This is a genomic window from Pseudomonas sp. FG98, assembly GCF_057808595.1.
Map to the genome: position 1 here is coordinate 1 of NZ_JBMDIJ010000086.1, position 24,837 is coordinate 24,837.

General features: G+C 65.7%; 22 protein-coding genes. 2 read left to right on the plus strand and 20 right to left on the minus strand.

The window, feature by feature from the left end:
* Positions 1-70: 70 nt before the first annotated feature.
* The 14 genes from ACODSK_RS28060 to ACODSK_RS28125 all read right to left on the minus strand — a co-directional run bounded on the left by ACODSK_RS28060 (position 71) and on the right by ACODSK_RS28125 (position 14,708).
* Entirely contained in the window at positions 71-691 is a 621-nt protein-coding gene (locus ACODSK_RS28060; RefSeq protein WP_489020748.1) for a TetR/AcrR family transcriptional regulator, read from the minus strand.
* A 49-nt stretch (positions 692-740) separates the two neighbouring features.
* Entirely contained in the window at positions 741-1,811 is a 1,071-nt protein-coding gene (locus ACODSK_RS28065) for an endonuclease/exonuclease/phosphatase family protein (RefSeq protein WP_489020750.1), read from the minus strand.
* Between the two features lie 76 nt (positions 1,812-1,887).
* Positions 1,888-2,856 (minus strand): S1/P1 nuclease, encoded by a 969-nt coding sequence (locus ACODSK_RS28070; RefSeq protein ID WP_489020752.1) that lies wholly within the window; start codon positions 2,854-2,856, stop codon positions 1,888-1,890.
* A gap of 20 nt (positions 2,857-2,876) precedes the next feature.
* Positions 2,877-3,593: a purine-nucleoside phosphorylase gene (deoD, locus tag ACODSK_RS28075; protein ID WP_489020753.1), complete on the minus strand. Its 717-nt coding sequence runs from the start codon at positions 3,591-3,593 to the stop codon at positions 2,877-2,879.
* A gap of 1 nt (position 3,594) precedes the next feature.
* Positions 3,595-4,803, minus strand: coding sequence for a phosphopentomutase (locus ACODSK_RS28080; protein WP_489020755.1), 1,209 nt, complete (start codon positions 4,801-4,803; stop codon positions 3,595-3,597).
* A complete protein-coding gene (deoA, locus tag ACODSK_RS28085; protein ID WP_489020756.1) occupies positions 4,800-6,122 on the minus strand; it encodes a thymidine phosphorylase in 1,323 nt (440 codons plus the stop codon). Before deoA ends, ACODSK_RS28080 begins: the two co-directional genes overlap by 4 nt.
* Positions 6,122-6,898, minus strand: coding sequence for a deoxyribose-phosphate aldolase (gene deoC / locus ACODSK_RS28090; protein ID WP_489020758.1), 777 nt, complete (start codon positions 6,896-6,898; stop codon positions 6,122-6,124). Before deoC ends, deoA begins: the two co-directional genes overlap by 1 nt.
* Before the next feature lie 32 nt (positions 6,899-6,930).
* Positions 6,931-8,199 (minus strand): NupC/NupG family nucleoside CNT transporter, encoded by a 1,269-nt coding sequence (locus ACODSK_RS28095; protein ID WP_489020760.1) that lies wholly within the window; start codon positions 8,197-8,199, stop codon positions 6,931-6,933.
* Positions 8,200-8,262: 63 nt separating this feature from the next.
* The gene (locus ACODSK_RS28100) at positions 8,263-8,679 is read right to left on the minus strand and encodes a cytidine deaminase (RefSeq protein WP_489020762.1); all 417 of its coding nucleotides are present in this window, start codon (positions 8,677-8,679) and stop codon (positions 8,263-8,265) included.
* Positions 8,669-10,384 carry a bifunctional metallophosphatase/5'-nucleotidase gene (locus ACODSK_RS28105; protein WP_489020763.1) on the minus strand — a complete coding sequence of 572 codons (1,716 nt, stop codon included), beginning with the start codon at positions 10,382-10,384 and terminating at the stop codon, positions 8,669-8,671. Before ACODSK_RS28105 ends, ACODSK_RS28100 begins: the two co-directional genes overlap by 11 nt.
* Positions 10,385-10,400: 16 nt before the next feature.
* On the minus strand, positions 10,401-11,042 hold the full coding sequence (locus tag ACODSK_RS28110; protein WP_489020765.1) for a MotA/TolQ/ExbB proton channel family protein: 642 nt from the start codon (positions 11,040-11,042) through the stop codon (positions 10,401-10,403).
* Between the two features lie 63 nt (positions 11,043-11,105).
* Entirely contained in the window at positions 11,106-13,406 is a 2,301-nt protein-coding gene (locus ACODSK_RS28115) for a TonB-dependent receptor family protein (protein ID WP_489020767.1), read from the minus strand.
* A 120-nt stretch (positions 13,407-13,526) separates the two neighbouring features.
* Positions 13,527-14,297, minus strand: a complete 771-nt coding sequence (locus ACODSK_RS28120) for an energy transducer TonB family protein (protein ID WP_489020769.1) — start codon at positions 14,295-14,297, stop codon at positions 13,527-13,529.
* Positions 14,298-14,300: 3 nt separating this feature from the next.
* Positions 14,301-14,708: an ExbD/TolR family protein gene (locus tag ACODSK_RS28125; RefSeq protein ID WP_489020771.1), complete on the minus strand. Its 408-nt coding sequence runs from the start codon at positions 14,706-14,708 to the stop codon at positions 14,301-14,303.
* A gap of 285 nt (positions 14,709-14,993) precedes the next feature.
* Between ACODSK_RS28125 and aphA the strand changes: the two genes are divergently transcribed.
* A complete protein-coding gene (gene aphA, locus ACODSK_RS28130) occupies positions 14,994-15,635 on the plus strand; it encodes an acid phosphatase AphA (RefSeq protein ID WP_489020772.1) in 642 nt (213 codons plus the stop codon).
* Between the two features lie 146 nt (positions 15,636-15,781).
* Here the strand turns inward: aphA and ACODSK_RS28135 are convergent, their stop codons facing one another.
* The 6 genes from ACODSK_RS28135 to ACODSK_RS28160 all read right to left on the minus strand — a co-directional run bounded on the left by ACODSK_RS28135 (position 15,782) and on the right by ACODSK_RS28160 (position 23,429).
* Entirely contained in the window at positions 15,782-17,044 is a 1,263-nt protein-coding gene (locus ACODSK_RS28135) for an NAD(P)/FAD-dependent oxidoreductase (RefSeq protein ID WP_489020774.1), read from the minus strand.
* 3 nt (positions 17,045-17,047) lie between these two features.
* Complete coding sequence (locus ACODSK_RS28140) at positions 17,048-18,625, minus strand: aldehyde dehydrogenase (NADP(+)) (protein ID WP_489020776.1); 1,578 nt, start codon at positions 18,623-18,625, stop codon at positions 17,048-17,050.
* Between the two features lie 72 nt (positions 18,626-18,697).
* On the minus strand, positions 18,698-19,645 hold the full coding sequence (locus tag ACODSK_RS28145) for a dihydrodipicolinate synthase family protein (RefSeq protein ID WP_489020777.1): 948 nt from the start codon (positions 19,643-19,645) through the stop codon (positions 18,698-18,700).
* A gap of 167 nt (positions 19,646-19,812) precedes the next feature.
* Complete coding sequence (locus ACODSK_RS28150; protein WP_489020779.1) at positions 19,813-20,739, minus strand: 4-hydroxyproline epimerase; 927 nt, start codon at positions 20,737-20,739, stop codon at positions 19,813-19,815.
* 36 nt (positions 20,740-20,775) lie between these two features.
* Complete coding sequence (locus ACODSK_RS28155) at positions 20,776-21,789, minus strand: Ldh family oxidoreductase (RefSeq protein ID WP_489020781.1); 1,014 nt, start codon at positions 21,787-21,789, stop codon at positions 20,776-20,778.
* Positions 21,790-21,806: 17 nt separating this feature from the next.
* Positions 21,807-23,429 carry an APC family permease gene (locus tag ACODSK_RS28160; protein ID WP_489020782.1) on the minus strand — a complete coding sequence of 541 codons (1,623 nt, stop codon included), beginning with the start codon at positions 23,427-23,429 and terminating at the stop codon, positions 21,807-21,809.
* A gap of 462 nt (positions 23,430-23,891) precedes the next feature.
* Here ACODSK_RS28160 and ACODSK_RS28165 point away from each other — a divergent pair, with 462 nt between their 5' ends.
* Positions 23,892-24,671 (plus strand): PAS domain-containing protein, encoded by a 780-nt coding sequence (locus ACODSK_RS28165; protein ID WP_489020784.1) that lies wholly within the window; start codon positions 23,892-23,894, stop codon positions 24,669-24,671.
* Positions 24,672-24,837: the final 166 nt, after the last annotated feature.

The window sequence follows — 24,837 nt, forward strand, 5'->3', positions numbered from 1 at the left end:
CTGCGGTGCATGCGATACCTGTGGGAGCCGGCGTTGCCGGCGATGAGGCCCGAGAGAGCAACCAATACCCTTAGGGCTCCAGCCCGATCCCCCGCAACACCACCGCCGTAATCGTCTGCACCGCCCCCTCGAACTGCTCGTCACTCAAGGGCGCATGCCCGTTCAACGCCCGCACCTGGTAATCGAAATCCGCATAGTGCTGGGTCGAGGCCCAGATCATGTACAGCAGGGCGAACGGCTCGATCGGCTTGATGCGCTTTTCCTCGACCCATTGGCGGATCTTGTTCTCCTTGAACTTGGCTCCGGCAAACAGGTGTTCGTCGAGGATGTCGCGGAACAGCGGGGCGCCATGCATGATCTCGTTGGCCCATAGCTTCGAGCCGTGGGGCCGGGTGCGCGAGTGGGTCATCTTTTCCCGCACGTAGCTGGTCAGCACCACCCGCGGGTCGTCGAAGTGGGCGAAGCAGGCGCCTTCCTTTTCCCAGACGCTGAGCAGGTTGACCAGCACCTCGCGGTACAGCTCGTCCTTGGTGGTGAAGTAGTAGTGCAGGTTGGAGCGCGGCAGGTCGGCGCGCTTGGCGATGTCGGACATCGAGGTGCCCGCATGCCCCTGCTCGGCGAACACCTGCTCGGCCGCGAGCAGGATCTTTTCGACGTTTTTGCGTCGGATATTGATCTTGTGGTTGGTCATTGCATTCCTTGGGAGGGCGCTTGGGCCACAGCATTGTCGGACAATTCTGTCAGCGATGAATCTCCGCGTACATCGGCCAGTGATCGGAGACTCCCTCGGGGTAGTTGCCCGCCTCGAAGCGCGCCGGCGAACCCCATTTGTTCACCTGGTAGCGGCTGGCGTGGGGCAGGCGGATGCTCGCCGGGTCGACCTTCCAGCCGTTGAAGCCGACGCTGGTCATTTCCTTGGGGAACAGCAGCAGGTCGAAGAACGACCACTCGCGGTTGCGGTGGTAGTAGTAGCTGCCCTTGCAGTCGTTGCAGCCGATCAGGTGCGACACGCTCCAGGTGCTGGCCAGGCCGTTGGCGATGTAGTGATGCTGGCGCTCCTCGCCGGCATTGATGTTGAAATCGCCGCCGACGATGGGCAGCACGTCGGCCGGCAACTGGTGCTTGAGTTCGGCGAGGTAGTCCACCGCCTGGCGCCGCAGGTAGCCGGGGCCGCCGCCGGACGGCAGGTGCACGGCGAACACCGCGGCCTTCTGCCCGCCGGGCAGGAGCAGGCGCACTTCGAGGATGCCGCGGGTCTTGCCGGTCTTGTCCGAGCTGTCGCCGTTTTCGTTGCGGTACGGCACCCGGTGCAGGACCGGCTCGCCCCACTGCGGCAGGCGGCTGAGCACGGCGGTGTCGATGCCGCGCTCGTCCCAGCCTTCGAGCAGCACGCGGGTCTGGTACGCGGACTTGCCCAGGCGGGCATTGAGCATTTCCACCACGTTGCGGTTTTCCACTTCTTCCAGCAGCAGGATGTCCGGGCCGCGGCCCTCGTCGATCTGGCCGATCACGTCGGCCAGGCGGGTGAGTTTTTCGTCGAGGCGGGCGTCGGTCCAGTCGTTGTTCTCGCACTCATCGCGCCAGGCCGGCACGCTGATCTTCGCGCAGGTCGCCAGGTATTCCGGGTGCGCCTGCTTGACGCTGCGCGGCAGGTAGGCGAAGTCCTCCTTGCCTTCATCGTGGACGGTGTCGAACAGGTTCTCGACGTTCCAGGTCATCAGCGAGACGCGCTGTTGTTCCGGTGTCGGTGCAGAGGCGCAGCCGGCCAGGCCGAGGGCAAGCAGCAAAGGCAGCAAACGTGGGTAGTTCATGGTCGGTCACTATCGGCAGGCGAAAAAAATGGCCGGCGGTACCGCACCGGCCCGAGGTCGTGGGGAGCTCGACAAATCAGGAAGCGGGACGGCCGGCGACCAGCGCCGCGTTGAGGAGTTGGGCAAGGCGCACCGAGGCCAGCTGCACCTGCTGCTCGGCCACCGGGACGAAGCTGCTCATGTAGCCGGCGTCGATGCCGTCGCCGCTGCCCTTGGTCTTTTCATTCATCAGCTTGTCGCCCCGGCTGTACTCCTTGCCGGTGCGGTTGTATTCAATGGCCTTGGCCGCGTAGTCGATATCGCCACCGTCGTCGTCGCCCTGGGCGCGGTGGCTCGGCAGCTTGCGCTTCTTCTCGGCCTTCTGCGGATAGATGCCGTCGTCGCGGACGATGCGGCAGGCCTGCTGCGACCACTGCGCCGGGTCGGCGGAATCGGCGGCGGGCAGGCTGGCCTGGAGCTTGTCGGCATAGGCCTTGACGTCCAGCCTGGCCTGGCCCAGCAGGAAGTCATCCCACACCTGGCGCAGGTTGTAGGTCTTGCCGCCGGCCTTGACCGGGAAGTCGTAGCCGCCCTTGTCATCCTTGAAGCTGTTGTTCAGCGGCGAGCTGGCATCGCTGGCGTGATGGATCAGGAACAGCAACGCCATCAGCCGGGTCTGCTGCGGTGCCTTGGGGTCGGCCAGGGCCTTGCTGTTCTGCTCGATGGCGGCAACGCTGCAGGCGCCGCCGGGGCAGTCGCGGGGCAACTGGAAGGTGCAGTCGTCGGCCTTGTAGATGACCAGGCGCTGGTTCTTGGTCTGCTCCCAGAGCGCCTGGGTCTGCGGGTTCTGGTTGAGCTTGCCGGCCCAGTTGGCGACCACGGCGAAGTCGCTTTGCTTGATCAGGCCCAGCAGGCGCTGGGCTTCGGCCCTGGCCTCGGGGGTCAGTTGGCGCTGGGCCAGTTCACCGACCAGCGCGGTGCCTTGCTGGCCCCAGGCGAACACCTGGCCAGCCCACAGGCCGGCGAGCAGCACCAGGCCATTGCGTAGGGATTTGCTAACAGTCACTTGCAGGTTCTCCTGGGTCTTCAATTGGGTGGGATGCAGAGCGCGTCGAGGGTCAGGCGCATCATGTCGTGGAAGTCGAGCTGGCGTTGTTCGGCGCTGAGCGCCTCGCCAGTGAGAATGTGGTCGCTGACGGTGAGCACTGTGAGAGCCTGCTTGCCCAGTTCGGCAGCCACGCCATAGAGCCCGGCGGCTTCCATTTCCACGGCGAGGATGCCCATGCGGGTCATGCGTTCGAACAGGCTTGGGTCCGGCTCATAGAACAGATCGGCGGAAAACACGTTGCCCACATGCAGCGCCTGGCCCGCCGCATCGGCGCTGCGCACCACCCGCTCCAGCAGGCGGTAGTCGGCGATGGCGGCGAAGTCGAAGCCGTTCAGGCGCTTGCGGTTGACCGCCGAATCGGTGCTGGCGCCGAGGGCGATCACCAGGTCGCGGACCTTGACCTTCGGCTGCACCGCACCGCAACTGCCGACCCGGACGATGCGCTCGACGCCGTACTGGCTGAACAGCTCGTGGGCATAGATCGATACGGACGGAATGCCCATGCCCGAGCCCATCACCGAGATGCGCTGGTCGCGGTACAGGCCGGTGTAGCCGAGCATGTTGCGGATCCCGTTGACCTGGCGCACATCGTCCAGGTAGGTGTCGGCGATCATCCTGGCGCGCAGCGGGTCGCCGGGCATCAGCACGGTGTCGGCGAACTCGCCCGGCTGGGCGGCGATATGGGGTGTGGGCATCTCAGTGATCTCCATCGAGGAACGAGCGGCCGTGGGTGCAGGCGGGCAGGGCGAAGAAGGCCGCCAGGCTCTGGCCGATATCGGCGAAGGTGTCCCGCGCGCCGAGGCTGCCGGCGCGCACGCCGTTGCCCCAGGCCAGTACCGGGATGTGTTCGCGGGTGTGGTCGCTGCCCGGTGCACTGGGGTCGCAGCCGTGGTCGGCGGCGAGGATCAGCAGGTCGTCGGGCTGCATCCGCGCCAGCAGTTCGGGCAGGCGCCGGTCGAAGGCTTCCAGGGCATCGGCGTAGCCGGCGCTGTCGCGGCGATGGCCGTAGAGCATGTCGAAGTCGACGAAGTTGCTGAACACCAGGGTGTTGTCCGGCGCCTCGTCGAAGGCCTGCAAGGTGGCGTCGAACAGCGCGTCGTTGCCGTCGCCGGGGTACAGGCGGCTGATGCCCTGGTGGGCGAAGATGTCGCCGATCTTGCCCACGGCGAACACCTGGCCGCCGGCGGCGCACAGGCGGTCGAGCAGGGTCGGTGCCGGTGGCGGCACCGAGTAGTCGTGGCGGTTGCCGGTACGGCGGAAGCTTGCTGCATCTTCACCAACGAAGGGCCGGGCGATGACCCGGCCGATGTTGTACGGATCGCACAATTCCCGGGCCAGCTCGCACAGGGCGTAGAGGCGGTCGAGGCCGAAGTGCTCTTCGTGGGCGGCGATCTGCAGCACGCTGTCGGCCGAGGTGTAGAGGATCGGCTTGCCGCTACGGATATGTTCCTCGCCCAGCTGTTCAAGAATGGTGGTGCCCGAGGCGTGGCAGTTGCCGAGGATGCCTGGCAGCTTTCCGCGTTCGATCAGCGCTTCGAGCAGGGTCGGTGGGAAGCTGTTGTCCAGCGCCGGGAAGTAGCCCCAGTCGAACAGCACCGGTACCCCGGCCATCTCCCAATGGCCGGAGGGCGTGTCCTTGCCGCTGGACAGTTCCCGGGCATAGCCCCAGGCCCCGTCGACCACGGTATCGGCGCTGAACCCCGGCGGGAAACTGCCGCCGCTGAGCGCCGCCGCATGGCCGAGCCCGAGCCGGGCCAGGTTGGGCAAGTGCAACGGCTGGCCATTCCGCGCCCGGGCCTCGGCGATATGCAGCAGGGTATTGGCCCCGGCATCGCCGAAGCGTGGAGCATCGGCGCTGGCACCGATGCCGAAGGAGTCGAGGACCAGCAGCAGTGCACGTTTCATGACGGCTCCAGGCACAGGCCGGAAATCAGTGCCGGCGCTTCATAGGGCAGGGTGGCGATGCTGTAGGCGGCCTGCACTGCGGCGACGGCGCGCTCGGCCTGTTCCAGGTCGCGGGCATGCACCATTGCCAGAGGATGGTTGGGGCCCACCGCTTCGCCGGGGAAGCACAGCTGGCTCAGGCCCACCGACGGGTCGATCGGATCCTGCGGGTTGCTGCGCCCGCCACCGAGGCTGACCACCGCCAGGCCGATGGCGCGGGTGTCGATGCGCTGCACGATGCCGGCCTGCGGCGCCGGTACCGGGACAACCACCGGGGCGGCGGGCAGATGGTGTTCCGGGCGCTCGACCAGGTCGGCCGGGCCACCGAGCGCCTCGACCATGCGCGCGAAGCGCTGCAATGCGGCGCCGCTTTTCCATGCCGCGAGCAGTTGTTCCCGAGCCAGTTCGGCACTGCTGGCGAGGCCGGCGCAGAGCAAGGTCTGCTCGGCCAGCGCCAGGGTCACGTCCCACAGCCGTTGGCTGCGCACTTCACCGCGCAGCAGGGCGATGGCTTCCTCGACTTCCAGGGCATTGCCCGCCGAGCGCGCCAGCGGCTGGCTCATATCGGTGATCAGCGCCCGGGTGCGTACGCCGGCGCCATTGGCCACGGCAACGATGCTCTCGGCCAGGGCCGCCGCATCGCTGGCCTGGGCCATGAACGCGCCGTTGCCGACCTTGACGTCGATCAGCAGCACATCCAGCCCCGCTGCCAGTTTCTTGCTGAGGATCGAGGCGATGATCAGGTCGATGGATTCCACCGTGCCGGTGACATCGCGGATGGCGTACAGGCGCTTGTCCGCCGGGGCCAGGTCGTTGGTCTGGCCGATGATGGCGCAGCCGACGCTGGCCACCACCTCACGCAACTTCGGCATGCTCGGCTGGCTGTCGTAGCCGGGGATGCTGTCGAGCTTGTCGAGGGTGCCGCCGGTATGGCCTAGGCCGCGTCCGGAGATCATCGGCACATAGCAGCCGCAGGCTGCCAGCAGCGGCGCCAGGGGCAGGCTGACCAGGTCGCCGATGCCGCCGGTGGAGTGCTTGTCGACCACCGGGCCGGGCAGGTTCCAGCTCAGCACCCGACCGGAGTCGCGCATGGCGGTGGCCAGGGCGATGCGCTCGTCGACCGTCAGGCCCTTGAGCAGCACGGCCATGGCGAAGGCGGCGGCCTGGCCTTCGCTGATGCTGAAGTCGGTGATGCCGCTGACGAAGCGGCGGATATCGGCGGCGTCGAGCACCAGGCCGTCGCGTTTGCGGCGAATCACTTCCTGCGGGAGCCAGGCCATCAGTAAGCCCCTCCGTCAGTGCGCGCACTGTCGACGCCGGCGTGGCGCAGCAGGTCGCCGAGCAGGCTGGAGGCGCCGAGACGCAGGTGCCGTGGCGAGATCCATTGCGCGCCGTTGAGCTGTTCGGCCAGCTCCAGGTAGACCCGCGCATCGGCCAGGGTCTTCATGCCGCCGGCCGGTTTCAGGCCGACGTTCATGCCGCTGGAGGCGATGCATTCGAGCATGATCTGTGCCGCCTCGGCGGTGGCATTGACCGCCACCTTGCCGGTGCTGGTCTTGATGAAATCGGCACCGGCTTCGATGGCATCCAGGCTGGCCTGGCGGATCAGCGCCGGGTCGGCCAGCTCGCCGGTTTCGAGGATCACCTTGAGCAATGCACGGTCGGCGCACAGGGCCTTGCAGGCGCGGACCAGGGCGAAGCCGCTGTCGGCATCGCCGGCCAGCAGGGCGCGGTAGGGGTAGACCACGTCGATCTCGTCGGCGCCATCGGCCAGGGCCTGGCGGGTCTGCTCCAGCACCTCGTCGAGGGGCGCGTTACCGGCCGGGAAGTTGACCACGGTGGCGACTGCCACGGTCTGCCCGCCGAGGTCATCGAGGGTCTGCCGGGCCAGGCTGACGAAGCGCGGATAGACGCACACCGCCGCCACCGCGCCGACCGGGGTCATGGCCCGCTGGCAGAGGTCGACGATGCGCGCATCGGTGTCATCGTCATTCAGGGAAGTCAGGTCCAGTAGCGCAATCAGCTTGCGCGCGGTTGTTGCTTGTTGGTCGATCATTTCGGCTTCACGCGAATTCAGTGGATTCATGTTCATAGCGTCAGGAATACCCCGGCCAGCGCTGCGCTCATCAGGTTCGACAGGGTGCCCGCCACCACTGCCTTGAGCCCGAGGCGGGCGATATCGGCACGGCGCTCCGGCGCCATCACCCCCAGGCCGCCGAGCTGGATGCCGATGGAGGACAGGTTGGCGAAGCCGCACAGGGCGAAGGTGACGATCGCCTGGGTTGGCGCCGAGAGCACGGTCACGCCTTTGCTCGCGGCCTGCACCGGGTCGAGGTAGCCGGCGAAATCGACATAGGCGACGAACTCGTTGAGCACCAGTTTCTGGCCGATCAAGCCGCCTGCGGTCATCGCCTCGCTCCAGGGCACCCCCAATACGAAGGCTAGCGGAGCCAGCAGATAACCGAGGATCGATTGCAGGTTGAGTTGCGGCAGGCCGAACCAGCCGCCGGTCCAGCCAAGCAGGCCGTTGAGCAGGGCGATCAGGGCGATGAAGGTCAGCAGCATGGCGCCGACGTTGAGCGCCAGGTGCAAGCCGGCGGAGGCGCCGAGGGCGGCGGCGTCGATGACATTGGCCGGCTTGCTGGCGTGGTCTTCGGGCAGGTCGTCCGGGTCGTCCGGGTCGTCGTTGGGTTTCTGGGTTTCCGGCTCCATCAGCTTGGCCATCAGCAGCCCGCCGGGGGCGGCCATGAAGCTGGCGGCGATCAGGTATTTCAGCTCGACACCGAGGGCCGCATAGCCGATGAGCACCGAGCCGGCCACCGAGGCCATGCCGCCGGCCATCACTGCGAACAGCTCGGAGCGGGTCAGGCGGCGGACGAACGGGCGGATGACCATCGGTGCTTCGGTCTGGCCGACGAAGATGTTCGCCGTGGCCGACATCGCCTCGGTGCGGCTGGTGCCCAGCAGGCGCTGCAGGCCGCCGCCGATCACGCGGATCACCAGGTTCATGATCCCCAGGTAATAGAGCACGGCGATAAAGCTGCTGAAGAACACGATCAGCGGCAGCACGCGGATGGCGAAGACGAAGCCGCCGTTGCCGAACATCTCGAACATCCGGCCGCTGCTCAGGCCGCCGAAGATGAAGTCGATGCCCTGGTTGGCGTAGCCCTGCAACGAGCCGACCGAGTCGGAAATGCTGGTCAGGCTGCTTTGCCCCCAGGGCACGTAGAGGGCGAAGGCGCCCAGCCCGGCCTGCACGGCAAAGGCCGCGACGACGGTACGCAAACGAATGGCCTTGCGGTTGCTCGACAACGCCACCGCCAACAGCAACAACACCACGATACCGATGAAGCCCATCGATGATTCCCCGGAAAGATCAGTCAGGCCCGCCGGCATCTGCGGCCGGTCGGGCGGTTGGCATCAGAACTGGCAGAAGGCGCCGGGCAGCAATTTGCCGACGGTCCAGTGGCGGGTGGCGTCGGCATCATGGCCAACGCAGATCACCGGACAGTCGAGCGCCAGCAGCTCCAGCATCACCTGGCGGCAGGCGCCGCACGGCGAGATCACCGGCACCTTGGGCGCGTACACCAACATGGCCTTGAAGCTGCCGGGGGCGAGGCCCTGGCTGACGGCGCTGAACAGGGCGCTGCGCTCGGCGCAGTTGGTCAGGCCGTAGGACACGTTCTCCACGTTGCAGCCGCGGATCACCCGCTCGTCAGCGGTCAGCAGGGCGGCGCCCACGGGAAATTCCGAGTGCGGGCACCAGGCGCTGGCGGCGGCGGCGATGGCCTCCGGCAGAAGGCGGTCGTGCAGGGCTTGCCAGTCTTCAGGGGGCATTGGTGGCCACCTCGCTGGAGACTTTCCGGATGCGCTGTTGCGCCTCGGCGAAGCCCACCGGCTGGCCGGCACGGTCGCGTTCCTGGAGCCAGGCGATCATCGATTCGAGGTCATTGATCCCGGTATCGAGGCGGTCGCGGGCCTGCTTGAGCACCGTGAAGTTGTCGCCGCCCTCGGCGAGGAAGCTGTTCATGACGATGCGGTAGTCCTGCTCGGGCTGCACCAATTGGCCGTCGACCATCAAGCTGTCGGCGAGCACGCGCTGGCCTTTCGGACGGCTGTCGTCGAAGCGGTAGGTCAGCGAGGACGAGGGTTGCAGCGGGTAGAAGCCCATGCCGCCGTCCTGCCATTGCTGCTCCAGCAGTTCGCGCAGTTGCGCGCCGCTCAGGGTCAGCAGGGTCAGGCTGTTGTTGAACGGCTGCACCGTGGCGACCTGGCCGTAGTTCACCTGCTCCTGGCCTTGGTCGAGGGTGATGTCCATGCGCATGCCGCCCTGGTTCATCAACGCGACCTGGGCGCCGAGGGCGCGGGTGGCGGCCAGTTGCGAGTCGGCGATCAGGTCGCCCATGGCCGATTCGCCGGCCTCGTTGGTGGCGCGCAGCACTTCGCGGGCGGCGAGGCGGGCGATCGGTTTGCCCAGCAAGGCCTGGCTGCGGCTTTGCACGTCGGCCAGCAGCGGGGCGACTTCGGCGCTGGCGCTGTAGCGCTGGGCGTCGATCACCAGGTTGCTGGCCTTGACGTCGAGCAACTGGTGTTTGTCGGTGTCGACGGTCAGGGTCAGGCGGGTCAGCAGGCGGCCGAAGGAGGCGCCCTGGGTCACCAGCTTGTCGCCGAGGCGGCACAGATAGCCTTCGTGGGTATGGGCGGTGACCACCACCTTGATCTGCGGGTCGAGGCGTTTGGCGACTTCCACCACGTCGCCGCTGAGCTGGCTGCAGTCCTGCTGGTCGAAGCGCTCCGGGGTGGCGCCGCCCTGGTGGATCACGGCGACGATGGCGTCGACCTTCTGCGCGCGCAGCTCAGGCAGCAGGGCGTTGATCGCCTCGGCCTCGTCGACGGTATAGAGGTCGCCCATGCTTTTCGCACTGACATAGTTGGCGACGGTGCGCAGGGTGCTGCCGACGAAGGCGATCTTCGCGCCGTGGGCCTGCTCGATGCGGTAGCCGGCGAACAGCGGCTTGCCGCTCTGCTTGTCGATCAGGTTGGCGGAAATGTAGGGGAAGCCGGCGCCCTTGAACGCCTTGTCGAACTGGCAGGCCTTGTCGGCACGGTCGGACTGGCAGCCGCCATCGATCTGGCGCAGCAGCTCGCCCTTGCCGTGGTCCAGCTCATGGTTGCCGACCACGGAGAATTTCAGACCGAGCAGGTCGAGGGCCTTGAGGCTCGGCTCGTCGGCCCACATCGAGGAAATCGGCGGACTGCCGCCGACCATGTCGCCTGCGCCGATCAGCAGCAGTTGCGGGTCTTCCTTGCGTAGCTCGGCCAGGGCACCGCTGAGCGCACCGAGGCCACCGGCCTTGAGTTTGACCTGACCATCCGGGGCATTGGCATCCGGGTACTGGAAGGGGCTGGCCAGCAGGTTGCCGTGGAAATCGTTGAGCGCGGCGACCGTGACCTGCACCGGCTCGGCGGCTTTCTGGCAGCCGCTGGCCAGGAGCATGGCGGCCAGCAGCAAGGACAAGCGACGTGGAGCGAGAGACGACATGGACTACTCCGACCGGTCAGGCAGTTTGCAGGGTGGAGGTGGTGGCGACGACCGGCTTGCTGGCGAACGGCGTGCCCATGCCGGCGCGCAGGAGCAGCATCTTCAGGTGGTCGTTGATCAGTTCCAGGCGGTCTTGCAGGTGGTTGTTGAACACCAGGCCGACCAGGGCGATGGCGATGCCCAGGGCGGTGGCGTAGAGCGCGGTACCGATGCCGCGGGAGACTTCGCCCGGGTCGGAAACGCCGGCTTCGGCGAGGGCCTTGAAGGTGTCGATGATGCCGAGGATGGTGCCCAGCAGGCCGAGCAGCGGCGCGCCGGCGACCACCGCCTCGAGGATCCACAGGCTGTGGTTGAGCTTGCCGCGCATGGAGATGTAGATGGCCTGGCCGAGGTCCTCCAGCTCGTTGTGCGAATGCACCTGGCCACGGCCTTCGAACAGCTGGCGCAGCAGCTCCAGGGGCAGGCTGTCGCGCTGGCGCAGTTCGGCGGGCAGTTCGTCGAAGTGGCGCACTTTCTTGTGCAGCGCGTTTTCCAGGCCGCGGGCCTTGCGCAGGTTGTAGGCGAAGAAGATGCCGCGTTCCACCACCACGAAGGCGGCCAGGGCGGCGGCGCCGTACATGATGTAGAAGGTGATGTCGTGGAGCAGGTCCATGTTCATGGCGGGTTGCCTCGGTCGAGCGAAAAGGCCGGGACCGGCGCGAAGGCCAGTCCCGGGATGGGGTTAGAAGTTGGCTTCCACGGACAGCGCGACGGTCTGCTCTTCGCCGATGGTGTAGTACGGCGTCTGCGCACCGGCGTAGGACGAGCCGGTGCCGTTGTAGCGCACCGAGTTGAAGACGGTGGTCTGCACGCCCGACAGGTACTCGCGGTTGAACACGTTGTTCAGCGACAGGCGGATGGTGGCGTCCTTCATGTAGTTCTTGTTCACCGGCAAGCGGTAGCCGACGTTCATGTCCACGGTGGTGTAGTGCGGGATGCTCTGGTCGTTGGTCAGGTCGCCGAACTGGTTGTCGACGAACTTGCCGATGACGTTGCCGTAGAAGCGTCCGTCGTCGTAGCCCAGGCTGATGTTGAACATGTTCTTCGGCACGCCGGCGATCTGCTTGCCCTTGGTCGGCACGTAGACGCCGTAGTAGAGCGTGTCGTTCTGCTGCTCGGCTTCGGTGTAGGTGTACGAGGCGTAGTAGTTGAAGTTGTGCGGCAGCAGGCCGCTGAACTCCAGCTCGACACCACGGTTCTCGACCTTGCCGACGTTGAGCATCAGGTAGTCGCCGGTGACTTCGTCACGGCTGGAGACCTGGCGGTCCTTGAACTGCAGGTAGAACAGGGTGGCCGACAGGGCCATCTCGTCGGTCGCGTAGCGCCAGCCGAGTTCCTGGTTCCAGCTCAGCTCGGGCTTGAGGCTGATCGAGTCGGCGGTGTTGTAGAGCACGTAGTTCGGCGGCGTGCGCATGTTGCGGGTGATGTTGTAGAACGCCTGGTTCTCTTCGTTGACCTGGTAGCGCGCGCTGAAGCTGGGGAGGAACTCGCGGTAGGTCTTGTCGCGCTTCTCCGGGGTGTCGTAGAGGCTGGCCTTCATGTCGCCGTCGCGGGCCGAGTGCTCGTAGGCGACGCCGGCGGTCAGGGTCAGGTCGGGCGTGGCGCTCCAGGTGTCCTGGACGAACAGCTTGTGCACCGGGGTGATGGTGAAGTAGTTACGGCCTTGAATCACGTTGCCATTGGCGTCGCGGGCCTGGTTGGAGCCTTCGTAGTCGGCCCAGATATCGGTCGGGCTGCCATCGGGCTTGAGGGTGACGAAGGGCTGGGTCTGGCGCTGGCGGGCGCGCTCGTACCAGTAGCCGACGTCGATGGTGTGCTCGTCGTTGAACGCCCAGCTCAGTTTGGTGTTGATCCCCGGACGCCAGGTCTCGGTCCAGGACGGACGGTAGTAGCGGCCACTGACCGGATTGCCGTCGGCGTTGTACTGAGCGGTGGTGTTCAGGTTGCTCAGGTCGTAGTTGCCGGAGCTGTTGGTGGTGCGGGTGAGGGTGGCCGGCGAGCCGAAGGCCCGGTAGCTGCCGCCGTTGGCCCAGTAGTAATACGGGGCGACGGTCAGTTGCAGGTCGTCGCGCAGTTGCCAGCGGCTGGTCACCGAGGCGGTCAGGGTTTCGAACGGGTTGATGCTGGTGCGCCAGCTGGCGGTGGTCAGCTTGCCGGTGGTCGGGTTGTAGGTCGGCTCGTTGGGGAAGTCGTAGTCGTGATCCGACTTGTACTGCGCCAGGCTTGGCGAGACGTAGTTGTAGTTCTCCTGCTTGTGGTACTTGATGATGCCGTTGATCGAGTTGCCTTCGCCGAACTTGAACAGGCTGTTCAGTTCGAATTTCTCGGCATCCAGGTCGCCCTTGCCTTTCCACTTGTCGCTGTTGGTCTTGGACGCGGAAATGTAGTTGCTCAGGCCGTTGTATTCGCCGGTGTTGAGGCGCACGAAGGTCTTGGTCAGGTTGTTGCTGCCCACGGTCTGCTTGAAGAACACCCCGGCGTCCTTGGTCGGCGCCATCGACACCAGGCCGATGTTGCCGCCGCTGGAGCCGATATGCGGGGCGTCCAGTTCGGACGAGCCCTGGGTGACGAAGACTTCCTGGAGGTTTTCCGGATCGCCCAGCAGGTTGGGGTACACGGCGTAGTTGCCCGAGTCGTTGATCGGGACGCCGTCCATGGTCATGCCGATCTGGTCGGAGTTCATGCCGCGCATGGTGAAGTTGAAGCCGGACAGACCGGTGCTGTCGTCACTGGAGACGTTGATGCCGGGGGTGTACTTCAGCTTGTCGACACCGTTGCCGGTCGGCGTCATTTTTTCCAGGGCTTCCTTGGTCACGGTGGAGCGCGACTTGGGGGCTTCTTCCTGGACCATCTGGCCATTGCCGACGGTCTGGCCGGTCACATTGACGTGACCGATATCCACGGAATCTTCTGCCAGCGCCGCAGCGGTCCAGCCGCCGCAACCCACAGCCAACATCATGACGAACAGCCGATCGAGTTTCACCGAGCTTCCCTCCCTAACTAAGTAATCCAGGTTTGTGTTGAAGACAGGTTTCAGGTTTCTTCCGGGCAGCCGCCCACGCGACGCCAGGGGCGGGGCGTCGGCGGGCAACTGTGGTGGAACCTAGTTTTCTATGTTGTAAACAAGCGTCGCGATGAATCGGTACTTGTCCTTGCCCGCGAAAACCGCTTCGGGAAAGGGTCTTACCTGCTCGATCCGGCGCAGGCTGGTTTGCGCAGCCTTGTTCAGCAGCATGCTGGCGGCCTTCTTCTCGATCCCTGAGTCGAGCACGCGTCCTCCCCGGTCGATCAGCAGCCAGACCACGACACTGCCTTCCGGGCGTTGCAGCGATGCCTCGCGGCCTCGCGGGTATTGCTTGTACTTCTCCAGCTCCGCATGCAGGGCAGCGATGTAGCTGTTTTCCAGTGCGGCCACGTTGACCGCGGGGGCCGCCGGGGGTGGTGGCGGTGCGGGTTTGGCGGCAACCGGCGCCGGGGCCGGTTTGCTCGGTGCCGGTGGGGTGACCGGCTGGGGCGGCGCTGGGGTAGGCGCCGGTTTTGCTGCGACCTGTGGTTTCGGTTTCGGTGGTTGCGGCTTCGGCTCAGGCGGTTTGGGCTTTGGCTTGGGCGGCGGTTCCGGCAACTCGACCACGGGTTCCGGGTCCGGCTCCGGCAGGGGTTCCGGCTCCGGTTCGGGTTCAGGTGGCGGCGGTGGTGGTGGCGGTGGTTCCGGCAGTAGCTCGGCCGGATCGATCAAGGCCACCTCGACCGTGCTTTCGTCATATTTCGGGGTGATCTTCAGGTCCGCCTTCAAGGCGCTCTGGACCGCCACCACCAACAAACAGATCGCCGGCAGGCACGCGAGGGCTTTTCGCGATTTGAACAGGGCCGACATGACTTACAACTTGCGCGTGGCGATGGAGACGGAGGCGAAGCCGTTGCTCTTGAGCAGATCCATCACTGCCACGAGCCGGCCCACTTCCACGTCCTGGTCGCTGTTGAGGATGATCACCAGCTTCTCGCTGCTGTTCTCCAGCGCCTTCAACTGGCGCACCAGCTCGTCCTCGTGGAGGTCCTGGCCGTCCAGTTGCAGGCGTTGGTCCAGGCCCAGGGTAATCACCGCCTTGTTCTGCGGTTTCAACTGCTGGGCATGGGCGGCGCCGGGCAACTGGGTCTTGATACCCAGGGCCGGAATCACGTTCAGGCTGATCAGCACGAAGAACACCAGCAGGAACATCATCACGTCGATCATCGGGATGATCTCGATGTGCAGGCGTTTCTTTTTCGGTTCTTCCCAACTGCGCATTGCGGTGGCTCTCCCACGTTTCCTGAGTTGTGAGAGCCCGTTACGGAATTTCCGAAAGCTGTCACTGATGTCAGGAACAACCTAGAGACCTGACGTTACAATTTCATGAAGTGGCGAAATGCCAGATTCTCTATTTGGCTAGTTTGGGTCTTGATTCGATAAATACGGGATTCCGTCACAAGCTGACAGGGTGGTCAGGGACTGAAACATAATTGACATTGCTGTCAGGTATGAAAGTTCGCCGTGCCGGTGACATGGCTCCGTCTATCTGTCTGCGAGGTTCCCGTGGGTATTTCCCGTTACACCCTGGCCGCCGTATTGGCTGTCTCCCTGCTGGGCTGTTCGCGCCCGGCGCAGCAGCCCGAGGTGCATTGGATCAGCGTCGAGCAACTGTCTGCGTCCTTGGCGAAGGAGGCACCGATGGCGGTGGGCTTCGATATCGACGACACCGTGCTCTACTCCAGTCCGTGCTTCTACGAGGGCCAGCAGAAGTATTCGCCGGGCAGCACTGCCTACCTGAAGAACATGGCGTTCTGGGCGGAAACCAATGGCGGTTGCGATCGCTATTCGATTCCCAAGGAGGTGGCGCGGGCGTTGATTGCCGAGCATCAGCGGCGCGGGGACACCGTGTATTTCATCACCGCGCGGCCGCGGACCGAGGGCGAGCAGTTGACCGCGATCCTGCAGCAGACTTTTGCCATCCGCGACATGCAACCGGTGGTGTTTACCTCGGGGCCGGACAAGGCGCGGTTCATTCGCGAGCTGGGGTTGCGGGTGTATTACGGCGATTCCGACAGCGACATCAGCTCGGCCAGGGAGGCGGGGGCAAGGCCGGTGCGGGTGATGCGGGCGAGCAACTCGACCAACCTGCCGCTGCCGGTGAATGGCGGGTTGGGGGAGGAGGTGCTGGTGGATTCGATGCACTGAGTCCGGCAAAGGATCTCTATCGTTTTCATTGGCCTCATCGCCGGCAACGCCGGCTCCCACAAGGATCCCGGCCGACCACAGAACTCAGGCCAGGCACACAACTTGTGGGAGCTGGCATTGCCAGCGATGAGTCCCTCAGGGACACCTTAGAACCTGTCCAGCCGATAGGCCGCGAAGTCCGGCAACCCCTCCACCTCACCTCCCATCAACCCACCCACCATCTCCGCCGTCACCGCCGCCTGGGTCAACCCCAGATGCTGGTGCCCGAAGGCCAGCAGCACGCGCCCGTCGCAGACCCGGTCGATCACCGGCAGCGAGTCCGGCAACGATGGCCGGAAGCCCATCCATGGCGTGGCTTCGCGGGCGTCCAGTGGCTGTTTGAACAAGCCTTGGGCGAGCTTCTGCAACTGCCAGGCCCGAGCCATGTTGGCAGGCCGTTCCAGCCCGGCGAACTCCACCGTACCGGCCAGGCGCAGGCCGCCGGACATCGGGGTCATGATGAACTTGCGCTCCAGCGAGGTGACGGCGAACGGCAGGCGCTGGTGTTCATGGGGCAGCATCAGGTGATAGCCGCGCTCGGTGTCCAGCGGTACCCGCTTGCCGGTCAGCGCTGCGGTGAGCCGGGCTGAGTGCGCGCCACAGGCGATCAGCACCCGGGGCACGGTCAGTTCGCCCTGGTCGCTGAGCAGGGTGATGCCATCGGCCTGCAAGCGCGCATCCCGAACCTCGCGCTGAACGAAGCGAACGCCGGCCGCAACAGCCGACTCGTACAGCGCCGTCAGCGCCACATGGGGATCGAGAAAGTGTCCGGTGGCGGGGAAGAACAAGCCGCCCTGGACATGCTCGCTCAACTGCGGCGCGGCGTTGCGCACGGCATCGGCCTGCCACAGCTGGACGGGCACGTTCTGCGCGCGCATGCGGGCTTGCAGCGCGTCGATGGCGGCCCGGGATTGCGGCTTTTCGAAGACCAGCAGCGAGCCGTCCTCGCGCAGCATGTCACTGCGCTGGACGGAGCCGAGCAGGCGCCGCCAGGCACCCAGGCTGGCCTCGTTGAGCGCGCGAATCCCGGCCACGCTGCGGCGAAACGGTGACGCTCGCAGGTTGAGCAGCAGGTGGACGAACCAGGGCATCGCCCGGGGCAGGTATTTCCAGTCCAGGCGCAGCGGCCCCATGGGGTCCAGCAGCATCGCCGGCAAGCGCTTGAGAATCGACAGGTCGGCGATGGGGAAGACCTGCTCGGTGGCCAGGTGCCCGGCATTGCCGAACGATGCGCCCATCCCGGGCGCCTGGCGATCCACCAGCACTACCCGCTGCCCCTGCCGCGCCAGTTGCAGCGCGCAGGCGACGCCGACGATACCGGCGCCGATCACGGCGATGTCCAGGTCACTGGAGGTAAAGGTCGTGGTCATGCTTCACGCTTCCCGCTGACCATCGAGCAACCGCCGCAGATGCAGCGGGTTGCCGTGTTGCAGGGCGACCGGCAGCAGGCTGTCGGGGAAGTCCTGGTAGCACACCGGACGCAGGAAACGCTGGATCGCCGCAGTGCCCACCGAGGTGCCGCGCGGGTCGGAGGTGGCCGGGAACGGGCCGCCATGGACCATGGCGTCGCAGACTTCCACGCCGGTCGGCCAGCCATTGACCAGCAGGCGCCCGGCCTTGCGTTCCAGCACTGGCAGCAGGGCGCGGGCCTGGTCGAGGTCGGCGTCGTCCAGGTGCAGGGTGGCGGTCAGTTGGCCTTCCAGGTGTTCGGCAACCTGGCGGACCTGTGCGTCGTCGCTGCAGGTCACCACCAGCGAGGCCGAACCGAATACTTCGGCCTGCAGGCTCGGGTCGTCGAGGAAGTCCCGCGCGCTGGTGACGAACAGGTGGGTCTGGCATTGGTTCGGACCGTCACCGGCCTTGCCGGCGGCAGCGGTGTCGGCACGGGGATTGGCGCCGAGGGCCTCGATGCCGTTGCGGTAGGCGCTGTAGATACCGGGGGTGAGCATGGTCTGCGCCGGGCTTTGCCAGATGTGCTGGGCGGCGCTGGCGATAAAGTGGTCGAGGTCCGGCCCTTGGCGGGCGATAACCAGGCCGGGGTTGGTGCAGAACTGCCCGGCGCCCTGGTTCAGCGAGGCGACGAAGCCTTGCGCCAGCGCTTCGCCGCGGGCCTGCAAGGCTGCCGGGAAGAGGAATACCGGGTTGATCGAGCTCATCTCGGCATACACCGGGATCGGCTCGGGCCGGGCCTGGGCGGCCTGGCACAAGGCGATGCCGCCACTGCGCGATCCGGTGAAACCGACCGCCTTGATCCGCTCGTCGCAGACCAGGGCGATGCCCACTTCGCGGCCGGAGCCATAGAGCAGGGAGAACACCCCCTCCGCCAGGTTGCACTGCTTGACCGCACGGGCCACGGCCTGGCCGACCAGCTCGCTGGTGCCGGGGTGGGCGCCGTGGGCCTTGACCACCACCGGGCAGCCGGCGGCCAGGGCCGAAGCGGTATCGCTGCCAGCGACGGAGAAGGCCAGGGGGAAGTTGCTGGCGCCGAACACCGCCACCGGGCCCAGGGGAATCTGCCGCTGGCGCAGGTCGGCGCGGGGCAGGGGCTGGCGTTGTGGCTGGGCGGGGTCGACGCGCACGTCGAGCCATTCACCGGCGCGCACGGTGCGGGCGAAGGTCCGCAGTTGGCCGCAGGTGCGCCCGCGTTCGCCGATGATGCGCGGGCGAGGCAGGCCGCTTTCGGCCACGGCGCGGTCGATCAGCACGTCGCCGAGGGCTTCGATCTGTTCGGCGATGGTTTCAAGAAAGGTCGCGCGGGCTTCCAGCGACGTCTCGCGGAAGCTGTCGAAGGCCGCCCAGGCCAGGGCGCAGGCCTGCTCCACGTGTTCGAGGGTGCCGCCCGGATAGACCGGATCCAGTGCTTGGTTGGTGCTCGGGTCGACCGCGCGGATCGCTTCGCGGCTGCCAGCGATGGCTTGCTGGCCGATGAGCATGCTGCCTGTCAGGGTCATGGCGCCTCCAGGAAAGAATTCGAAAGCCGGTGGCGCGACAGCAGGACGGCGCCACCGGTAGAGCGGGATGGGTCAGACCAGGTTGTGCGCGCTCGACCAGTTGGCGAACCACTGGCGGAACAGGTTGTACTGGGTCTGCGCGTAGTTGCGCTGGGCGTCGCTGAGCACGTCGGTTTCGTTGAAGTGCAGGGTGTATTCGAGGTCGCCGTTGAGGACCATCAGGTACTTGTAATAGAGCACCAGGTCGCAGCCTTCGTCGAAGGACGACAGCACCTGCAGGGCCTCGGACAGTTCCAGCGCACGGCTGCGGGCGGCGGCGTCGCCCTTGGCGGCCTGCTTGCTCAGTTCCACCAGCAGCAGGACTTCCCGCGGCAAGGCGTTGCCGATACCGGTGATGGCGCCGGTGGCACCACAGTTGACGAAGCCGTGGACCACCTGGGTATCGACACCGGCCATCAGGATCACGCTTTCATCCTGGGAGGTGATGTGCTCGGCGGCGTAGCGCATGTCGGCGGCACCGCCGAACTCCTTGAAGCCGATCAGGTTGGCGTACTTGCGGCGCAGCTTGAAGAACAGCTCGGCGCGGGTGGCGAAGCCGTAGTAGGGACTGTTGTAGATCACCGCCGGCAGGTTCGGCGCGGCTTCGAGGATGGCGGCGAAGTGGGCTTCCTGGGCGGCCGGCGAGGCACCGCGGGACAGCACGCGAGGAATGACCATCAGGCCATGGGCGCCGACCTTGGCGGCGTGGGCGGCGTGGGACACGGCTTCGCGGCTGTTGACCGCACCGGTGCCGACGATGGTCGGCACGCCGGCGGCGACCAGGCGGGCCACGCCTTCCTGGCGCTCGGCCTCGGTCAGCAGCGGCCAGTCGCCCATCGAGCCGCAGTAGACCACGGCGCTCATGCCGGTCTCGATCAGTTCCTTGCCCTTGCGGACCAGGGCGTCGAAATCAGGCTTGCGCTCGGTGGTGCAAGGGGTCATCAGGGCGGGGATGGTGCCGGTGAAGATGTTGCTGGTCATGGTTCTGTTCCTTTGGGTTTTCAGTTAGGTGGTGGGCTTGAGTGCCTCATCGCTGGCAATGCCAGCTCCCACAGGGTTCTGCGTGTTCGGTCTGGAAAGGTATGAGTCCGGTATCCACGGTCCTTGTGGGAGCTGGCGTTGCCAGCGATAGCGGGCTCAAGGGCAACTCAAATGCCCCAGGCAAACGCATCCGCGTCATCGATCAGCAGCGTGCTGTCGGCGGTCATGAAGGCTTGTCCGGTAATGAACGGGCGAATCCGCTCGCCGTCCTGTTCGTAGCGGCCTTCGAAGCGGCTGCCGGTGATGCTCGCCTGGACCCAGGTCTGCCCGGCGGCGAGCTTGCCGTCGGCGGCCAGGCAGGCCAGCTTGGCGCTGGTGCCCGTGCCGCAGGGCGAGCGGTCGTAGGCCTTGCCCGGGCACATGACGAAGTTGCGGCTGTCGGCCACGGCGTCGTCGGCGAACAGTTCGATATGGTCGATCGGCGCGCCGCCTTCACCGCTGATGCCTTGCTCCTCAAGGGCGCGGAGCATCTTCCAGGTCAGGTCGGTGAGGCGCTCGACGTTGTCCAGGCGCAGGTCCTGGCCGTGCTCGGAAACCAGGAAGAACCAGTTGCCGCCCCAGGCGATATCGCCGAGGAAGCTGCCGTAGCCCGGCACTGCGACCTCGACCTGCTGGCGGTAGCGGTACGACGGCACGTTGCCCACGGTGACCCGGCCATCCTCGTGCAGGGTGGCGCTGACCGGCCCCACCGGGGTGTCGATCTTGTGCACGCCCGGCTCGATCAGGCCCAGGTACTGCAGCGAGTTGACCAGGCCGATGGTGCCGTGGCCGCACATGCCGAGGTAGCCAGCGTTGTTGAAGAAGATCACGCCGCAGGTGGCATCCGCCGAGACCGGCGCACAGTACAGCGCACCGACCAGCACATCGTTGCCGCGCGGCTCCAGCAGGCAGGCGCGGCGCCATTCATCGTGCTGCTCGCGCAGGGCGTCGCGTTGCTCGGCCATGGTTGCGCCGGCCAGTTCGGGAAACCCCTTGAGTACCAGGCGGGTCGGTTCGCCGCCGGTGTGAGAGTCGATCACGTGGACCCGTTTCATGAAGCTGTCCCCTTCTTGAAGTTGTGGAGGTTTGGTTCAGGCCAGCAGGCCGTGGATATCGTTGAGCAGGCTTTGTTCGACCCAGACGCCCTGCGCTGCGGAGCGCTTGCGCGCGGCAAAGCGCCGCTGCGACGGCAGGCGCGCGCCCTGGTCGGTGATGGCGGCGAACAGGCGCTCGGCGCGTTGCTCGCCGGCCGCCAGGTCGTCGCCGGCGAAGCGCCGGGGATCGAAGGCCAGCAGCAGTTCGCCGTGGCACGGAGTGGCCCCGCTACCGCCGTCGAAGGCCAGGGAATCGGCGCTGGTCAGGTCGCCGATCAGCGCCCCGGCCAGCAGTTCGATCATCGCCGCCAGGGCCGAGCCCTTGTGCCCGCCGAAGGTCTGCATCGCGCCGTCGAGCACGGCCCGGGCATCGGTGCTGGGCATACCCTCGGCGTCCACGCCCCAGCCCAGGGGGATGGCCTTGCCCTGGCGGGCATGCAGTTCGATGTCGCCGCGGGCGATGGCGCTGGTGGCGAAGTCGAAGACGAACGGCTCCTGTCCCGTCCGCGGCCAGGCGAAGGCCAGCGGGTTGGTGCCGAACACGCCCCGCTTGCCGCCCTCCGGCGCGACCCAGGCATGGCTTGGCGTCATTGCCATGCCCACCAGGGCATGGCTGGCGATGGCTTCAACCTCCGGCCACAGGGCCGAGAAGTGGAAGCAGTTGCGGATCACCATGGCCGCCACGCCTTGCTCCCGGGCCTGTTGCACCAGGTGCGGCAGGCCGGTCTGGAAGGCCAGCAGGGAATAGCCGAAGTGCGCATCGACCTTGACGATCGCCGGTGCCGGTTGGCTCAGGGTTGGTTGTGCAACGGGGTCGACCTTGCCCGAGCGCAGCGAACGCACGCACACCAGTACCCGGTACAGGCCATGGGAATGGCACTCGTCGCGCTGGCCCTGGGTGATCACCTCGGCGATCGCCCGGGCGTGGTCCTCGGCCATGCCGTTGTCGGTCAGGGCGCGCAGGGCCAGGTCGAAGACCTGTTGCAGGCTGAGGTTGATGCGTTCGCTCATCAGGTTTTCTCCTGGGCTCAGGACAGCTGGGCGCGGGCACCGCGCGGGTCATGCAGCGGTCGTTGCTCGGCTTCGCTCTCGGCGTCTTCGGCGTCCAGTTGCACCAGGTGCGCCGGGATCCCGGTAGCCGCACCCCAGTAGTAGATGCCCAGGGCACAGAGGGCGACGACGATGGTGTCGAGCGGATGGGTGATGACGCCCATGCCGCCGAAGCTGCCGAGCCAGGAAAGCAGGATGGTCACGGCGTAGAAGCCGATCAGCCAGGCCGAGGAGCGCACTTGCTGGCCCAGGCTCAGGTGCATGGTCGGCACGAAGCGACCGCACAGCAGGTAGATGACGAACATCAGGATCTGCAGGCTGAGCAGCCAGGACACGGTCTTCCAGCCGGACCAGTAGACGATCAGCGCGGCGATGATGAACGACAGCGGACCGAGCACGCCCATGCCTTTCACCTTGAACGGGCGCACCAGTTCGGGAGCGTTGCGGCGCAGGGCGGCGACGGTGACCGGGGCAACCGCGTAGCTGAGGATCAGCGCGGCGGAGACCACGTTGATCAGTGCTTCCCAGGACGGGAAGGGCAGGGTCCAGAACACCGACAGGCCGAAGGTCAGCCACAGGGCCGGGCGCGGGATGCCGGACTTCTCGTCGATACGGGTGAAGATGCTGAAGAAGGTGCCGGTGCGGGCCCAGCCGTAGACCACGCGCGGGGTGGCGTTCATGTAGATGTTGCCGCAGCCGCTGGGCGAGATCACCGCATCGGCCACCACCAGCCAGGCCAGCCAGCCGACGCCGAGGGCGATGGCGATGTCGCGGTAGGGCAGGGCCAGTTCCTTGGTGACCCCGGCCCAGCCGTTGGCCAGCATTTCGGTCGGTACGCCGCCGAGGAAGGCGATCTGCAACAGGGCATAGATGGCGGTGGACAGCAGCACCGAGAGGATCAGGGCGATGGGGATGGTGCGCTGCGGGTTCTTCACTTCCGAGGCTACCGAGATGATCGGGGTCAGGCCCAGGTAGGCGAAGATGATGCCGCCGGCGGAGACCGCCATTTCCACGCCGGACAGGCCGAACGGGGCGAAGCCGTGGGAGGTGAAGTTGTCCGGCTTGAAGAAGGTGAACAGCACGCCGATCACCAGCAGCGGCACGATGAACTTGAACACGCTGACCAGGTTGTTGGACTTGGCGAAGGTCTTCACGCTGTTGTAGTTGAGGAAGAAGAACAGGCACAACAGGCCGAACTGCACCATCCAGCCGACTATCGTCGGGTCGCTGGAACCGGCCTTGGTCAGCTCGGGGAACCAGGCGGCGGCGTACTGGCGGGCGGCGACCACTTCGATGGCCACCAGGCTGGAGAAGGCGATCAGGGTGATGAAACCCATCAGGTAGCCCAGCAGCGGGCCGTGGGAGTACACCGGGTAACGCACTACGCCACCGGCCCGGGGCAAGGCTGCTCCTAGTTCGCAGTAGACGATGCCCAGCAGCAGGACGGCGAAGCCGCCGAGCAACCAGGAGAAGATCCCGGCGGGACCGGCAATGGCGGACACGTGGCTGGCGGCGAACAGCCAGCCGGAGCCGAAGATGGCTCCCAGTCCGATAAAGGTAAGGTCTACCAATGAAAGTTGTTTCTTGAACTTGCCTGACATGGCGTCGCCTTCTTGTGGGTTATTGGATAGGCAGAATGAATGTCACTGTTGCAACACTGACGCAGGGGATCACCCGGCGCGGTCAATGCACTTGTCGATAGCTTCTTTGTTATTTGAAAGTTCCTGTTAGGGCGTCATGCCGCGCAGCGCCTGGAGACACACTTCTCCAGCACTGGTAATGCATTGCCCACCATTCGCCACGACACTTCGACGACTCGGGCAATGTCGATACAGTGAACTCATCGGCGCCCCGGCGCTTGATGGTTTTCTCCAGTAGTCATGACGAAATCGGCATAGTTAGGAAATTTCGACAAGGTTCTTCGGAAATTTCTGAAGCTTTGCAGGCCACGTTGCATAAGGTTTTGTGTGTTGCTCGACAGTGCCGGCTGACTGCGGCAAGCTGGCTTGCGCCTCGACATGCGAGCGGATTTTTACCAGTCGGTCAGGAACCGGAGAGCCCCCGTGAACCCCAATGCATTTGCCATCCTGTGCCAGGGCCATGACCAGCATCGGCCGGAAAACATCGAAGAGTTTTTATCGGGCCTGGCCTTCCTGTTACCACTGTTCGATGCCATTCCCACTGCCACGATATTTATCAAAGACTTGCAGGCGCGTTATTTGTTGGCCAACTCGGCATTGGTTCAACGCTGCGGCCTGAAAAGTTTGAAACCCTTATTGGGCAAGACCAGTGCCGAAGTCTTTCCGGCACGCTTCGGCCCGGGATATACCGACCAGGATCGGCGGGTGCTGGAAGAAGGGCGGGTGCTGGAAGATCAACTGGAACTGCACTTGTATGACTCGCGCAAGCCGGGCTGGTGCCTGACCCACAAGCGCCCGCTGTTCAACCGGGCGGGGGACATCATCGGCCTGGCCGGGGTCTCGGTAGACCTGCAATCGGCCAGTTCCAGCCACCCGGCTTTCGAGCGCCTGGCGGCGGTGGACGAGCATATCCGCACGCATTTCCACCGGCCGGTGACGCTCGGCGAACTGACCCGCATCGCCGGCATCTCTGTGGCGCAGCTGGAGCGCTACTGCAAGCGGGTGTTCCACCTCACGCCGCGGCAGATGATCCACAAGGTACGCCTGGAACATGCCCACAAGCTGCTATCGACCGACCTGCCGATCACCGAGGTGGCGTTGCAGTGCGGGTATACCGACCACAGTGCGTTTACCCGACAGTTCAAGCAGTTGACCGGGTTTACACCGAAGCAGTATCGGCGGGCGATGGGGTTTGGGGATTGAGGAGGAACTATGCGCATCGGGTTAACGTGTCGCAGAAAAGCGGTTTTGGTAACACGTTTTGCTCATATGTCGCCGCCGACTACATGAGGTTATTCCTGACCAACTGAAACAGCTTGGAAACGATGCGGCCCCGGTGGGAGCTGGCTTGCCAGCGATTGCGATGGTG